12 protein-coding genes are annotated in these 14,591 nt (G+C 35.8%); 8 read left to right on the top strand and 4 right to left on the bottom strand.

Features of this window, described 5'->3' with window-relative positions; translation table 11 throughout:
• The first annotated feature begins 160 nt into the window (after window positions 1-160).
• The 3 genes from ffh to prwr041_RS00805 all read left to right on the top strand — a co-directional run bounded on the left by ffh (window position 161) and on the right by prwr041_RS00805 (window position 5,082).
• Window positions 161-1,510 carry a signal recognition particle protein gene (gene ffh / locus prwr041_RS00815; protein WP_207154454.1) on the top strand — a complete coding sequence of 450 codons (1,350 nt, stop codon included), beginning with the start codon at window positions 161-163 and terminating at the stop codon, window positions 1,508-1,510.
• A 17-nt stretch (window positions 1,511-1,527) separates the two neighbouring features.
• On the top strand, window positions 1,528-2,406 hold the full coding sequence (gene folD / locus prwr041_RS00810; protein WP_207154453.1) for a bifunctional methylenetetrahydrofolate dehydrogenase/methenyltetrahydrofolate cyclohydrolase FolD: 879 nt from the start codon (window positions 1,528-1,530) through the stop codon (window positions 2,404-2,406).
• Between the two features lie 102 nt (window positions 2,407-2,508).
• Window positions 2,509-5,082 (top strand): alpha-L-arabinofuranosidase C-terminal domain-containing protein, encoded by a 2,574-nt coding sequence (locus tag prwr041_RS00805; RefSeq protein WP_237072269.1) that lies wholly within the window; start codon window positions 2,509-2,511, stop codon window positions 5,080-5,082.
• A gap of 6 nt (window positions 5,083-5,088) precedes the next feature.
• Here prwr041_RS00805 and cobC read toward each other — a convergent pair whose 3' ends face one another.
• Genes cobC through prwr041_RS00785 form a run of 4 tightly spaced genes read right to left on the bottom strand, consistent with a single transcriptional unit; the run spans window position 5,089 to window position 8,005 of the window.
• Window positions 5,089-5,625, bottom strand: coding sequence for an alpha-ribazole phosphatase (gene cobC / locus prwr041_RS00800; RefSeq protein ID WP_207154452.1), 537 nt, complete (start codon window positions 5,623-5,625; stop codon window positions 5,089-5,091).
• A 4-nt stretch (window positions 5,626-5,629) separates the two neighbouring features.
• Window positions 5,630-6,430, bottom strand: coding sequence for an adenosylcobinamide-GDP ribazoletransferase (locus tag prwr041_RS00795; protein WP_207154451.1), 801 nt, complete (start codon window positions 6,428-6,430; stop codon window positions 5,630-5,632).
• A gap of 2 nt (window positions 6,431-6,432) precedes the next feature.
• A complete protein-coding gene (gene cobT / locus prwr041_RS00790) occupies window positions 6,433-7,476 on the bottom strand; it encodes a nicotinate-nucleotide--dimethylbenzimidazole phosphoribosyltransferase (protein ID WP_207154450.1) in 1,044 nt (347 codons plus the stop codon).
• Window position 7,477: 1 nt separating this feature from the next.
• On the bottom strand, window positions 7,478-8,005 hold the full coding sequence (locus prwr041_RS00785) for a bifunctional adenosylcobinamide kinase/adenosylcobinamide-phosphate guanylyltransferase (RefSeq protein ID WP_207154449.1): 528 nt from the start codon (window positions 8,003-8,005) through the stop codon (window positions 7,478-7,480).
• Between the two features lie 225 nt (window positions 8,006-8,230).
• On the opposite strand from prwr041_RS00785, the gene prwr041_RS00780 reads away from it, so the two are divergent.
• The 5 genes from prwr041_RS00780 to prwr041_RS00760 all read left to right on the top strand — a co-directional run bounded on the left by prwr041_RS00780 (window position 8,231) and on the right by prwr041_RS00760 (window position 14,438).
• On the top strand, window positions 8,231-9,298 hold the full coding sequence (locus tag prwr041_RS00780; protein WP_207154448.1) for an OmpA family protein: 1,068 nt from the start codon (window positions 8,231-8,233) through the stop codon (window positions 9,296-9,298).
• Window positions 9,299-9,553: 255 nt separating this feature from the next.
• Window positions 9,554-11,356: a dihydroxy-acid dehydratase gene (gene ilvD, locus prwr041_RS00775; RefSeq protein ID WP_207154447.1), complete on the top strand. Its 1,803-nt coding sequence runs from the start codon at window positions 9,554-9,556 to the stop codon at window positions 11,354-11,356.
• A gap of 35 nt (window positions 11,357-11,391) precedes the next feature.
• Entirely contained in the window at window positions 11,392-13,107 is a 1,716-nt protein-coding gene (ilvB, locus tag prwr041_RS00770; protein WP_207154446.1) for a biosynthetic-type acetolactate synthase large subunit, read from the top strand.
• A gap of 19 nt (window positions 13,108-13,126) precedes the next feature.
• Window positions 13,127-13,669 (top strand): acetolactate synthase small subunit, encoded by a 543-nt coding sequence (ilvN, locus tag prwr041_RS00765; protein ID WP_207154445.1) that lies wholly within the window; start codon window positions 13,127-13,129, stop codon window positions 13,667-13,669.
• On the top strand, window positions 13,662-14,438 hold the full coding sequence (locus tag prwr041_RS00760) for an acyl-[acyl-carrier-protein] thioesterase (RefSeq protein WP_207154444.1): 777 nt from the start codon (window positions 13,662-13,664) through the stop codon (window positions 14,436-14,438). Before ilvN ends, prwr041_RS00760 begins: the two co-directional genes overlap by 8 nt.
• Window positions 14,439-14,591: the final 153 nt, after the last annotated feature.

Below are 14,591 nucleotides of genomic sequence, written 5' to 3'. Positions count from 1 at the left end.
AAAGTAGAAACTCTATTAATTTTTTTTAAAATATTATCTAACACTCTTTTTTATATTATTAATTATGTAATTTTGCATGAAAGCAGTATAGTACATCGTTTTACAACATAAAATAAGTACATTTTGCGTTGAAAGAGAAATATAAAAAAAGAAATATCATATGTTTGAAAATCTTAGTGATAGATTAGAGCGCTCATTCAAAATACTTAAGGGCGAGGGACAAATCACAGAAATAAACGTTGCTGAAACTCTTAAAGATGTGCGCAGAGCACTTCTTGATGCCGATGTGAACTACAAAGTAGCAAAAGCTTTTGCTGACAATGTAAAGAAAAAGGCAATGGGTATGAATGTGCTAACCGCCGTGAAACCAGGTCAATTGATGATTAAATTGGTTCATGACGAATTGGCAGAACTCATGGGAGGTGATACTGCTGAACTTAAACTTGAAGGTCATCCTGCTATAATATTGATGAGTGGTCTTCAAGGTTCAGGTAAAACCACATTTAGTGGCAAACTAGCTAATATACTAAAGACCAAGAAGAATAAAAAACCTTTGTTGGTAGCTTGTGACGTGTATCGTCCTGCCGCTGTAGAACAGTTAAAAGTCGTAGGTGAACAAATTGCTGTGCCTGTATATTCTGAGCCAGAAAGCAAAAATGTGATTGATATTGCAAAGAATGCAATACAAGAAGCTAAGGCTAAAGGCTATGATGTTGTTATTGTGGATACAGCTGGTCGACTTGCCGTTGATGAGCAGATGATGACAGAGATCTCTAATCTTAAAATAGCTTTGAATCCAGATGAAACCTTGTTTGTTGTCGATTCAATGACTGGTCAAGATGCTGTTAATACTGCAAAGGAATTTAATGATAGATTAGATTTTGACGGAGTTGTCCTTACTAAACTTGATGGTGATACACGCGGTGGTGCAGCACTTTCTATCAGAACAGTAGTAACTAAACCAATTAAGTTTGTTGGTACTGGTGAGAAGATGGAAGCTATAGATGTTTTCCATCCTGCACGTATGGCAGATCGTATATTGGGAATGGGTGATATTGTTTCACTTGTTGAACGTGCCCAAGAACAGTTTGATGAGGAAGAAGCTAAGAGACTGCAGAAAAAAATACAGAAAAATAAATTTGATTTTAATGATTTCCTTAATCAGATAGAGCAAATTAAAAAAATGGGTAATCTAAAAGACTTGGCAAGTATGATTCCAGGAGTAGGAAAGGCTATAAAGGATGTTGATATAGATGATAATGCTTTTAATGGTATTGAAGCCATTATTAGAAGTATGACTCCTGTTGAGCGTACAACACCAGAGATTCTTAATACTAGTCGCCGCCAAAGAATAGCTAAAGGTTCTGGTACAAGTATACAGGAAGTTAATAAACTCGTAAAACAGTTTGATCAGACTCGTAAGATGATGAAGATGGTTACTGGTAACCAGATGGCAGGCATGATGAGCCGCATGAAAGGTATGAAAATGCCGGGAATGCCAAAACAATAATATAAATTATTACTATAATGCAATTAATCGATGGAAAGGCTACAGCTGCAGCTATCAAGGCTGAAATAGCTGAAGAGGTAAAAGAAATTCTAGCGACAGGTGGTAAACAACCACATTTAGCTGCTGTTTTGGTTGGTCATGATGGTGGCTCTGAAACTTATGTCAAGAACAAAGTCATTGCATGTGAACAATGTGGATTTAAGTCAACTCTAATTCGTTATGAGGATGATGTCACAGAGGAAGAACTACTTTTATGCGTTGATCGATTGAATAAGGATTCTGATGTTGACGGTTTTATCGTTCAATTGCCTTTGCCAAAGCATATTGATGAACAAAAAATTATCATGGCTGTTGACTATCGTAAAGATGTAGATGGCTTTCATCCTATTAACGTTGGAAGAATGGCAATTGGTCTACCTTGTTTTATATCTGCAACTCCGTTGGGTATAATAACATTGCTAAAACATTATGGTATAGAAACAAGTGGAAAAAAATGTGTGGTGTTAGGAAGAAGTAATATTGTTGGTAAGCCGATGGCTCAATTAATGATGCAGAAAAATTTTGGTGATGCTACGGTTACAGTTTGCCATAGTCATTCTAAAGATTTAAAGAAGGAATGCTTCGAGGCTGACATAATAATAGCAGCAATTGGTAGACCAAATTTTGTTACGGCTGATATGGTAAAAGATGGTGCTGTAATAGTTGATGTTGGTACAACACGTGTTCCTGATGCTACGCGAAAGAGTGGATTCAGACTTAATGGTGACGTAAAGTTTGATGAAGTTGCTCAAAAATGTTCTTTTATAACTCCTGTTCCTGGAGGCGTTGGTCCTATGACAATTTGTTCTCTAATGAAGAATACATTGGCAGCAGGTAAAAAAGAATATTATAAATGAAAAAGAAATATAACTTGATTTTTTTATAACTCTCTAATTTTTATGGGACTGGTACGCAGTGATGCGAATCAGTCCCCTTTTAATGAGACAAAATGTATTATCATGAAGAAGTTAAATATACTTTTAATCTCGCTCGTACTTCAATTAAGTGCTATGGCGCAGAATGTAGAACCAGAATATACGATATCTGGTAAAGATTCAACATGTCAGATATTTATTTATTCTCCAGGAGAAAAAGATGGATTGCATCTGGCTTATCTCGGAGAAAAAGGAAAGTGGAATGATGTCGGACAGTTGTGTTCTTCTGATTATGGTCAATGGGGTGCAGAGAAAAAGATGCATAATCCTTTTGTAATTAAGGCAAAAGATGGAACTTGGCGTGCTGTTTGGGGAGTGAATAACACTGCTCCTATTTTTGCTGCTGCATATTCTGAGGATTTGATAACATGGCGCCCGCAAGACTATCCTTTAGTTGCTGAATGTGGAGTTCATAATCCTATTGTTTATCAAATGGATGATGGTGGTTTTGATATTTATCTTAAAACCGTAAAAGGTAAGAGATATGTTCATGCTTCTGAAGATTTCAGACATTTTGAGGAAGATTCTGTTGAATCGGAGGCTGATGATGTCTTATGGCAAATGGATAGAGATTCTGTAAACGGAAAGTCGTATTTAGGGAATGAATTTGAAATACCAGCATTGCACCTTAATTATATCAGAAATTGGTTTACTACTTTGGATAAGGACAACCTAAAGTATAGTGAGAAAATGGCTGATGATGGGAAACATTTTCCAAATATAGGTGATAGTATAAATGCAACTATTGACATTGATTTTACAAAAACTAAGAAAATAAGCAATAAGTTGATCGGAGTGTTCTTTGAAGATATTAATTACGCTGCCGACGGTGGGTTGTATGCAGAACTTTTAAAAAATAGAGATTTTGAATATACTGATAAAGATCATGTTGGATGGAATGCTTCGACAGGTTGGAAATCAGATCAACCAATAGTTATATCTACAGAAAAGCCTTTAAGTAAGAATAATCAGCATTATGCAATAATAAACAAGAGTTCACTTATTAATTCTGGATGGGATAATATAATCTCGTCTAAAGGAAATGATTTTGATTTCTCTATGTTTGCACGTTGTATTGATGGTCGTAAAAATCAATTAATAATTTCTCTTGTTGATTCTTTGGGAAATTCTATTGCCGAAGGAAAAATAAAAATAGAAGGTAATGAATGGATTAAGTATAACTTGAATTTAAAATTAGATACGAAAAAGCATCAAGAATATCTTAATAAACTTCATGATCTTGCTTTAATTATAACAGGTAAGAACCAAGGACAGATAGCTGTAGATATGATTTCTTTATTCCCTCATCAAACTTTCAAAGGCCATGGAATGAGAATTGACTTAGCTCAGACAATAGCAAATCTTAAACCAAAATTTGTTCGTTTCCCTGGCGGATGTATGTTACATGGTGATGGGATAGACAATATATATAATTGGAAAGAGACTATCGGACCTTTACAAGATAGAAAGCCTGAAAGAAATATCTGGAATTATCATCAGTCTAGAGGATTGGGATACTACGAATATTTCCAGTTCTGTGAAGATATAGGAGCAGAACCTTTACCTGTTATGGCAGCGGGAGTTCCTTGTCAGAATTCTTCTGCTAACACAAAAGGTATAGGAGGTCAACAATGTGGTATTCCTATGGATAAGATGCCTGAATATATACAGGATGTACTAGATATGATAGAATGGGCTAATGGCGATCCTGCTACTTCAAAATGGGCAAAGATGCGCCAAGAAGCTGGTCATCCGTCTCCATTCAATTTAAAAATGATCGGTATTGGCAATGAAGATTTAATATCAACAGTTTTCGAGGAAAGATATTTGATGATATGTAAAGCTGTTAAAGCTAAATATCCAAATATTGAGGTCGTTGGTACTGTTGGTCCTTTTCACAATCCGTCGTCAGATTATGTTGAGGGTTGGAAGTTTGCTAATCAAAATAAGAAATATATTGACGCTGTCGATGAACATTATTATGAATCTACAGGTTGGTTCTTGCATAATACTGATTATTATGATAGTTATGATAAAAATGCTCCAAAGGTATATCTTGGTGAATATGCATCACATACAAGAACTATGGAATCAGCATTAGCTGAAGCGATATATCTTTGCAATGTAGAGCGCAATGCAGATGTTGTTGAAATGACGAGTTATGCTCCGCTGCTATGTAATGATAAGCATAAAAATTGGAATCCTGATCTTATTTATTTTGATGAAACAAATATTGTTACTACCCCGAGCTATGAAACTCAGGCTTTGTTTTCAAATTTCTCTGGTGATAAGTATATTAGCTCAAAGATAAATATTGAAGAAAAGTATGCTTATCGTGTAGCTTCAAGTGTAGTGAGAGACGAAACTAAAGGTAAGACATATCTTAAGCTTGTTAACGCATTACCTACAAAGGTTTGTCTTAAAGTTAATGGCATGAATCTTTCTTCAAATACAAAATATGTGATGTTTGGAGGAAGTCCAGAAAGTAAGACAACAGAGCGAATATCAAATGATACTAATAATACAAGTTCTGCATTAGTAATAGGTAATAATATAATCCAACTCCCAGCTTATTCTGTTGTTGGAATAGAACTATAGAGATTCTTAAATCTCTATAGTTTCAATGCCTCCGTAATCTACAAGATTTTCGAAGGCATTTTCTTTTTCAAATAATTTCCCATATATTCCTGCACATACCAAAACACCCCCATGGGCAAATATCGCAACATTTTTATATGGCTTGTCTTTTAATTCGTCAAGAAAATCAGCAACGCGTTGATATAATATAGGAAAACTCTCACCTCCGGTTGCTTCCAAGTGCATATAGTCGTCATACCAATCAAATATATGTGGATCCTCATTAGCTATATCATCATATAAGCGCATTTCCCAATCACCCATATTCATTTCTTTAAGTCTATCTTCTAGTATTGGATTTGAATAGCCACATGCTGCAGCTAACTTGCGTGCTCTCGTAAGTGGGGAAGAATAAATGATATCAAAAGGTTTTAAATGCTCTAATTTTTCTTTTGTTATAGAAGCTTCTTCCATGAAAGTTCCTGCCACAGGAATATCACTCCAACCATAACATGTCCCCTTGGGTACTCCAACTTTTGTGTGTCTGATAAGTGTAACTTTCATTATCTTAATTTGTGAAATAATTATAGTGAGTAATAATAAAAGTTATGTAGAAGCTTAATTCCGTCATTAGAAATATTGCTCCACAACAGTCTCCTGTATAACCATGTATGCGCTTCCATACAAATAGATATAGAAAATACAATACAATTCCTGGGACTGTAATACATATATAAGATAAACCGAAAAAGTACCAGATAATAGAAATAGGGATTCCTCCTTGTAGCATTAATAGTATACCTCCTCGTATGTTGAATTTCTTATATACGACACCATTTTTTGCAGTTTCTGCAGTCCGAGCGTATGGCATCATTTGGATGATCTGGGATGTTAGCATTTTACAGAAAGGGTCAGCTGCAATTACCATTATTGCTGCATTCATAGGTGAACATAGAGATAGACATTTATAAAATGTAAAGAGATAAATTGTAATTCCAAGTACACCGTATGTCCCAATCTTACTGTCTTTCATAATGTCGAGAATTCTATTTCTGTCATTACCACCACCACCAAAACCATCAATAAAGTCGGTTAGCCCATCTTCATGTAAAGCTCCTGTTATCGCTATTCGTGATAGAATAGCTAATATTATAGCTAGATCGTATGGCATGAATCTTGGTCCGAAAAATAATATAACAGCCATTATTGGTGCTGTAATCCACCCAACAAGAGGCCAAAATTCAACAACGGTTTCATAAGCTTCTTTGGGTGGTTGATGTATTCTCCAGAATGGTAATCTTGTAAAGAATATCAGTGCAGCCCAGATACGATCATATAATTTTCTGTCTTTTTCTATTGAAACAAGCATTTTTAAAAATATTTAGTTATATGTGCATTATTAAAATTATTCATCTCGTTTATCATATTAACAGCTGATTCTATTATTGGGTAGGCACAAAGTGCTCCTGTGCCTTCTCCGAGTCTCAATCCAAGTGATAATAGTGGCTTAGCATTGAGCATATTTAGCATTTTACGATGTCCTAATTCATCTCCGCAGTGCCCAAAAATAGCATATCTTAATATTTCAGGATATAATTTGCTTGCTGCTAGCATGCATGCCGACATAATGAAACCGTCTACAAGTATTATCATGTGCTTCTCTGCTGCTCTTAGCATACTTCCTATAGCACCAACCATTTCGAAACCGCCAAAATATCTAATTGTATCAATTATGTCGTGATTATTATGGTTGAATTTTTCTATAGCAGTTTTTAAAATCTCATATTTATGCTTTATACCGTCATCAGATAAACCTGCTCCAGCACCGATACATTCTATAAGAGGAATATCGCCGAAAATACTCATCCAAATACTTGATGGACTGGTATTTGCAATACCCATTTCTCCAATGCTAATAACATTACATCCCTCAGAGATACATAGATCCGTCATCTCAGCACCAATGTCAATAGCATTCCAGAATTGTTCTTCTGTGATTGCGGCTTCATATAGAAAATTTTTTGTGCCATTTGCTATTTTGCGATTGATTATTTTAGGATTGTCAGATAAGTCATAATCAACTCCAATATCAATAATTTTTAATTCAAATCCGTGTTGATTGCAAAACATATTAACACCACCTCCGCCTCTTGTGAAGTTTATCATTTGTTGCCAAGTCACATTGCGTGGAGAAACAGAAACGCCCTCTCTTTCAATTCCATGATCACCACCGAAAAGAATGTGGCAAGGATGTGACAATTTTGGTGATAGCGTTTGCTGAATCAGACAAATTTGCAATGCTAAATCTTCAAGCATTCCTAAAGACCCTTTTGGCTTGTTTAAATTGTCGATCTTGTCTTGAATGTTTTGTTTTATATCCAAGCAAGGAGATTGTATGTTAAAAACTCTTTTCATATTATTTAATTTTGACTGGGATACCTGAAACCATAAGTATAACTTCATCTGCTTTACTTGCCACATATTGGTTCATCCAACCTTCCAAATCGGTGAATCGTCTTTGTATTTGATTATCACTAACGCCACCGCTGCCTATTTCATTAGTTACGAATATAAAAGTTGCATCTTGATTTGTGAATTTATCAAATTCATCTTTGACTGCTTTTAAAGATTCATCAACGCTAGGTTGATTATTATCTTCACGATTTTTGTCATAAAAAAAATTAGTACACCATAATGTTATGCAATCAATTACACACACCTTATTATATATGTAATGGCGTGAAAGAAATTTCTCTTCTTCAATATTTGTCCAGTTAGAACCTCGTCTTTCTTGATGCTTCTTAACTCTTAACATAAACTCTTCATCCCAAATATGTGCTGTGGCTATATATATAGGGGTTGGGCTAAGGCTAATAGCTAATTTTTCGGCATAGACACTTTTGCCGGAACGCTGTCCACCTGTTATTAAGATTATTCTTTTCATACTGCGAAGATAGCAAAAAGTTATTCAATTTACCAAACAAAATGCAAAAAACAAGTAGTAAGAGTCATTAATAAATAATATTCGAATTGATTTTACTCATCTTTTCATGTTATATGACATAAATTTATCAATAAAAATTTGGATGTTTCGATAATTTTTACGTACTTTGCAATCAGAAATTAGAATATAGAAAAATCAATAATTATTAATTAATTTTAGAGAGACATGAAAAAGTTCGTTTTATTGTTCACTGCTGCTATTTTAGCAGTTTCTGCTTCTGCACAAACCGTAGAAGAGAGTAAAACATTTGACAACATTTATGTAGGTATAAATGGTGGTTTTGCAACAAAGACAACTGGTCACGCTTGGATGAAGGGTCTTGATCCTAATTTTGGTGTGCGTATTGGTCGTAATTTTACTCCTGTTTTGGGTGCTGCAATCGAAAGCAATGCTTATTTCTCAAATAAACCTTGGAATTCTACTGGTACTGTTGTTCGCTACCTTAACACAAGCCTTCTTGGTACTGTTAATTTGAGCAACTGGTTCGGTGGTTATCTTGGTCAACCACGCCCATTTGAGGTTAGTGTTGTTGCTGGTATCGGTTGGGGACACCTTTTTGGAAATTCAATTGAGTATGATAAAGCTGGAGCTATTAACAACCTTACTTCTAAGGTAGCTCTTGATTTTGCTTTCAACCTCGGTGCTGACAAGGCATGGCAGATTTATATTGAACCAGCTATTATGTATGGTCTTAATGATAAGTCTAACACTCCTTACAATCTTGGAAATGATGGTACAAAGTTTGATATTAACCACAGTTTCGTTCAGTTGAACGCAGGTGTTGTTTACAAGTTTAAGAACTCTAATGGAACACACAACTTTAAGATTGCTCAGCTTCGTGATCAGAGCGAAATCGATGGTTTGAATTCTCAAATCAGTGATCTTCGTAATGAACTTGCTAAGAAACCTAAGGAAGTTATCAAGGAAGTTATTAAGGAAGTTCCTGCAGAGGCTGTTGCTTGTCCAATGTTTGTAACATTTGCTCAGGGTAAGGCTGATCTTACTAAGGATGCGAAGAAGGCTCTTGATAATATCGCAAATGGTGCTACCGTTGAGATTATTGGTACTGCTTCTCCTGAAGGTTCTGCAAAGGTAAATAAGAAGGTTTCACAGATTCGTGCTAACAATGTAGCAAAGTATTTGAAATCTAAAGGTGTTATTGTAAAAGATGCAGTTGGTAAGGGTGTACAGGGTGTAACATCTAACCGTCTTGCTGTAATTTACGTTAAGTAATAACTATTTAACAGAATTATATAGTTAAAAGATTCCCTAGTGGCTTATACCACTAGGGATTTTTTTATTGTTATTTTTCTGTTGAATTAATAGATCGAAACTTTTTTGCATGTTTACGTTACACAAATGTTATATTAATAAATAATATGCGTTAATTTATTGGCTGTTTCGTATTTTCTAGTTATCTTTGCAAATTAAATAAGGAGAAGATAGTTCTCGTTTACAATATTTGTATACAAAAATACATTAAGAGATATGAAACATCAATTAAGAAGTGCTGTCTGTACTGAAGGCAGAAGAATGGCAGGAGCCAGAGCTTTATGGGTCGCTGCTGGTATGAAGCATGAACAATTTGGTAAACCAATTATAGCGATAGTCAATAGTTTTACTCAATTTGTTCCTGGACATACACATCTTCACGAAATAGGTCAGATAGTCAAAAAAGAAATAGAAAGCATGGGGTGTTATGCTGCAGAGTTTAATACTATCGCTATTGATGATGGTATTGCTATGGGACATGATGGAATGCTTTATTCATTGCCTTCACGAGATATAATTGCTGACTCTGTTGAGTATATGGTTAATGCTCATAAGGCAGATGCTATGATATGTATATCAAACTGTGATAAAGTCACTCCAGGTATGCTTATGGCTTCTATGAGACTTAATATCCCGACCATTTTTTGCTCCGGTGGTCCAATGGAGGCTGGTCGTTGGAAAAACGAGAATGCCGACCTTATTACAGCTATGGTTAAGGGAGCCGACCCATCCGTCAGTGATGAGGAAATGAAGCAGATTGAGAGTTGTGCATGTCCTGGTTGTGGCAGTTGTTCTGGTATGTTTACAGCTAATTCAATGAATTCTCTTACAGAAGCTATTGGTTTAGCTCTTCCTGGAAATGGAACTATTTTAGCAACACATAAGAATAGAATTCAATTATTTAAAGATGCTGCTCGCCAGATTGTAAAGAATGCCTTTGCGTATTATGAAGATGGAGATGATCGTGTTTTACCGCGCAATATAGCTACACGAAATGCTTTCCTGAATGCAATGGCGCTTGATATTGCAATGGGTGGAAGTACAAATACAGTTCTTCATCTTCTAGCTGTTGCACAGGAAGCTGAAGCTGATTTTAAAATTAAGGACATTGACGAGTTAAGTCGTAAGGTGCCTTGTTTGTGTATGCTGGCTCCAAATACTCAGAAATATAGCGTTCAAGAGTGCAATAGAGCTGGTGGAATACTTGGTATAATGAACGAACTTAATAAGGCAGGATTGTTGCATGCTGACACAAATAGAGTAGATGGTATGACTCTTAATTCTGCTCTTGCCAAGTATGCAATCACTGGTGAAACTGTAAATCCTGATGCTGATAGAATTTATCATAGTGCCCCTGGAAATAAATTTTCTACTCAAATGGGTAGTCAGGATGAAAAATGGGATAGTCTTGATACAGATCGTTCAAATGGATGTATAAGGGATTTTGAACATGCTTATACTAAAGATGGAGGTCTTGGCGTGCTTTTTGGTAATATAGCACAAGATGGCTGTGTTGTTAAAACTGCTGGAGTTGATAAATCTCTTTGGAAGTTTTCTGGACCAGCTGTTGTCTTCGATAGTCAAGAAGATGCTTGTGAAGGAATCCTTGCAGGTAAAGTCAAGAAAGGTGATTGCGTTGTTATCACTCATGAAGGACCAAAGGGAGGACCTGGTATGCAAGAAATGCTTTATCCAACTTCGTATATTAAGAGTATGCATATGGGTAAGGAATGTGCATTGATTACAGATGGACGTTTTTCAGGTGGAACTTCTGGATTAAGTATAGGACATATTTCTCCTGAGGCTGCTGCTGGCGGTAATATCGGTAAGATAAAAGATGGTGATATTATAGAAATAGATATTCCAAACCGTAGTATAAACGTAAAACTAAGTGATGAGGAATTGTCTGCACGTAAACAACAACCTTTAAAGCGTAACAGAGTTGTTAGTAAAGCTTTAAGAGCTTATGCACAAAGTGTGAGTTCTGCAGATAAAGGTGGCGTAAGGATGATTGATTGATATAGAATATGTTTTAGTAGTTTAAGTTATATATAATGAGTAAAGAAGTAATTACAGGTTCTGAAGCATTGATGCGTTCTTTGCATAATGAAGGTGTTAAGACTATATTCGGTTATCCGGGTGGTGCGATAATGCCTGTATTCGATGCTTTGTATGGTTACACTAGAGGTGAAAAGAAGATGTTTGATCACATCTTAGTACGTCACGAGCAGGCTGCTGCTCATGCTGCCGAAGGGTATGCACGAGTCAGTGGTGATGTTGGTGTGTGCCTTGTGACTAGTGGACCAGGAGCTACTAATACATTGACTGGTGTTGCAGATGCAATGATGGATTCTACACCAATAGTTGTAATAGCAGGACAGGTTGGCGTTGGAGCTTTAGGTACTGATGCCTTTCAGGAAGTTGATTTAGTAGGAGTTGCACAGCCGATAACGAAATGGGCTTACCAAATACGTCGCCCCGAAGATGTAGCTTGGGCTGTAAGTCGTGCTTTCTATATTGCGCGTTCTGGACGTCCAGGACCAGTTGTTCTTGACTTTCCAAAAAATGCGCAAAATCATACGTGCGAATGGAATCCAATAAAGGTTGATAATGTAAGGTCATATAATCCTTATCCTAAAATTGACAGTTGTGCTATTGAAGAAGCTGCAAAGCTAATTAATGGTGCAAAAAAACCGTTTGCACTGGTAGGACAGGGGGTTGAATTAGGATGTGCACAGAATGAACTTGTCGAGTTCCTTGAAAAAGCCGATATTCCTGCTGGTCGCACATTGCTAGGATTGTCTGCATTACCATCTGATCATCCTTTAAACATTGGTATGTTGGGAATGCATGGTAGTTATGCTGCCAACATGAAAACCCAGGAGTGCGACGTACTTATAGCAATAGGTATGCGATTCAGTGATAGAGTTACAGGATTGCCTTCTACTTATGGCCAGCAGGCAAAGATAATCCATCTCGATATTGATGCATCCGAGATAAATAAGAACATTAAAGCCGATGTTGCGGTATTGGGAAACTGTAAGCAAACCATTCCTGCAATAACGAGTTTACTGAATGAAAATAATCATCGTGAATGGCATGATTCGTTTAAAAAATACGATGATATGGAAATTGAGAAGGTTATAGAGCCAGATATTCATCCCACCGAAGGTCCTTTGTTGATGGGTGAAGTTACAAATGTTGTTGCCGAAGTTACTAAAGGAGAGGCCGTGTTGGTGAATGATGTTGGTCAAAATCAGATGATATCTAGTCGCTATTTTAAGTTTAAGAATAAGCGTTCTATTGTTACTAGTGGAGGTTTTGGCACAATGGGGTTTGGGCTTCCTGCGGCTATCGGTGCAAGTTTTGGCGCTCCCGAAAGAACAATCTGTTGTTTTTGTGGAGATGGAGGCTTACAGATGAGTATACAAGAGTTTGGCACTATAATGGAGCAACAGGCACCTGTAAAGATAATCCTTCTTAATAACAATTTTTTGGGGAATGTACGTCAGTGGCAAGATTTAATGTTTAATGGTCGTTATTCATTCACTCATATGATGAATCCGCATTATCAGGAAATCTCTAAGGCATATAACATTCCTTATGATCTTGTTGTTGACCGTAATGATTTACGTTCTAAAGTTGAAAAGATGATTTCAACAAAGGGACCTTATTTTTTGGAATGTGCCATTAAGGAAAATGAAGATATAGTTCCTATGACATTACCAGGAAAGAGTGTTGATGGCATGTTGCTTGAACTTGATTATTAGTATTTCAAATTTAAAGTAAATGGAAAAGAAATTATATACATTATTAGTCTATTCTGAGAATATCGCCGGTATATTAAATCAAATTACGGCTGTATTTACTCGTAGACAGGTAAATATAGAAAGTTTAAATGTCTCTGCTAGCAGTATATTAAATGTACACAAGTATACGATTACTGCATGGAGTGATGAAGAGCAGATAAATAAAATAACAAAAGCCATTGAGAAGAAAATTGATGTTGTGAAAGCTGATTATTATACTGATGAACAGCTCTTTATTCACGAAGTGGCTCTTTTTAAAATTTCGACACCTGTATTGTTGGATAATCCAGAAGTATCTCGAACTATTCGTAGGCATGATGCGCGTATGATGGAAGTAAACCATACTTACAGTACTGTGTTATTAGCTGGTTTGACAGAGGATATCGCTGATTTATTTAATAAGTTAAACAATTTTAAATGCATACTGCAATACACAAGATGTGGTCGCATTGCAGTGACAAGAAGTTTTGATGAACCTATATCTGATTTCTTACACGAACAGGATAGTAAAGATAATGACTGATATTTTGGATAAAGTTGGTTGCTATAAATTCTTAGCTGAACCATTTCATTGCGACTTTTCGAAACATTTGTTTATGGGACATCTGGGAAATCATATGTTGAATGCAGCTGATTTCCATTCGAATGAGCGGGGATATGGGATGAGTTATTTAAATCCAATTCACAAGACTTGGGTTCTATCTAGATTGGCTATAGAAATGACAGAGATGCCTATATCATACGATGAGTTTAATATAGAGACATGGGTAGACGGTGTTATGAAGTTTTTCACAAGTCGAAATTTTACTGTTGTTAGTCCTGATTCAAATAAAATTTATGGATATGGCAAGAGTATATGGGCTATGATAGACACTGATACGCGTCAGCCTGTTGATATATTAGCTATTCATGATGGTCTTATCCTTGACTATGTTGATAAAGAAAGACAATGTCCTATCGCTAAAAGTTCACGAGTTAAGATGTCTGCAGATGCAAAACTTGTAAGGACTATAGATACAAACTATAGTGATGTTGATGTAAATGGACATATCAATAGTGTAAAATATATTGAGCACATTCTTGATTTATGGAATTTGGATTGGTATGTTCATAATAAAATTAAACGCTTTGAAATTGCATATGTTGCAGAATGTCACTGTGGCGATAAATTGAATTTTTATTGTGAGCATACTTCTGAAGACGAATATTGCATAAGAATTACAAAAAGTTTTAAAATAAATGCTGAAGAAGTAGAAGTTGTTAGAAGTAAGGTTAATTTCGTAAAAGATTGAAAGATTGTTTGGTAGTTTCGTTTTAAAGTGTTACCTTTGCGTACGAAAAATATTTGAATTCCCTAGCTGTAACCTTGAATAGGTAATGGAATGGATCTATAAAACGACTGCCTTTGGAAAAGACAGGCATGATTCAAAGGGATAATAAAAACC

Origin of the sequence: Prevotella herbatica (assembly GCF_017347605.1) — a bacterium.
In the GTDB taxonomy this organism is placed as follows: Bacteria; Bacteroidota; Bacteroidia; order Bacteroidales; family Bacteroidaceae; genus Prevotella; species Prevotella herbatica.
This window is presented reverse-complemented; position numbering and strand designations above follow the sequence as displayed.

Bases quoted from the DNA above. Each gene is read 5' to 3' on its own strand.
- prwr041_RS00760 (WP_207154444.1), top strand. From the start codon at position 13,662: ATGACTGATATTTTGGATAAAGTTGGTTGCTATAAATTCTTAGCTGAA.
- prwr041_RS00805 (WP_237072269.1), top strand. From the start codon at position 2,509: ATGAAGAAGTTAAATATACTTTTAATCTCGCTCGTACTTCAATTAAGT.
- cobT (WP_207154450.1), bottom strand. From the start codon at position 7,476: ATGAAAAGAGTTTTTAACATACAATCTCCTTGCTTGGATATAAAACAA.
- ilvD (WP_207154447.1), top strand. From the start codon at position 9,554: ATGAAACATCAATTAAGAAGTGCTGTCTGTACTGAAGGCAGAAGAATG.
- folD (WP_207154453.1), top strand. From the start codon at position 1,528: ATGCAATTAATCGATGGAAAGGCTACAGCTGCAGCTATCAAGGCTGAA.
- ilvN (WP_207154445.1), top strand. From the start codon at position 13,127: ATGGAAAAGAAATTATATACATTATTAGTCTATTCTGAGAATATCGCC.
- ilvB (WP_207154446.1), top strand. From the start codon at position 11,392: ATGAGTAAAGAAGTAATTACAGGTTCTGAAGCATTGATGCGTTCTTTG.
- cobC (WP_207154452.1), bottom strand. From the start codon at position 5,625: ATGAAAGTTACACTTATCAGACACACAAAAGTTGGAGTACCCAAGGGG.
- prwr041_RS00785 (WP_207154449.1), bottom strand. From the start codon at position 8,005: ATGAAAAGAATAATCTTAATAACAGGTGGACAGCGTTCCGGCAAAAGT.
- prwr041_RS00780 (WP_207154448.1), top strand. From the start codon at position 8,231: ATGAAAAAGTTCGTTTTATTGTTCACTGCTGCTATTTTAGCAGTTTCT.
- prwr041_RS00795 (WP_207154451.1), bottom strand. From the start codon at position 6,430: ATGCTTGTTTCAATAGAAAAAGACAGAAAATTATATGATCGTATCTGG.
- ffh (WP_207154454.1), top strand. From the start codon at position 161: ATGTTTGAAAATCTTAGTGATAGATTAGAGCGCTCATTCAAAATACTT.